Below are 302 nucleotides of genomic sequence, written 5' to 3'. Positions count from 1 at the left end.
CTGGCCGACGGCGTGACCTTCACCGGTCGCGGCGAACCAGGCGCCACCGTGCAGGTGCGTGATGCCGCTGGCACCGTCATTGGTACGGGTGTGGTCGGTGCCGATGGCTTGTTCAGCGTCACTCTCTCGCCTGCTCAGGCCAACGGCGAAGCGCTGGACGTTCGTCTGGTGGACGCAGCTGGCAACACTTCTGCCCCGCTGCAGTTCGATGCCCCGGATATCACCGCGCCCGCCGCACCGACCGAACTGGCCGTCAGCGCCGACGGCACCGTGCTCACTGGCCGGGCCGAACCGGGCAGCAC

The 302-nt window shown here is 69.2% G+C and carries 1 protein-coding gene; it reads left to right on the top strand.

Translation table 11 applies throughout. The features are described from left to right. The coding region (locus ACF8MI_RS22820; RefSeq protein WP_392517864.1) for an Ig-like domain-containing protein at window positions 1–302 on the top strand (302 nt) is incomplete at both ends.

Source organism: Pseudomonas sp. yb_9 (assembly GCF_043103635.1).
Taxonomy (GTDB): Bacteria; Pseudomonadota; Gammaproteobacteria; order Pseudomonadales; family Pseudomonadaceae; genus Aquipseudomonas; species Aquipseudomonas monteilii.
Note: the sequence above shows the minus strand (reverse complement) of the source record. Positions and strands in the feature narration are given on the sequence as shown.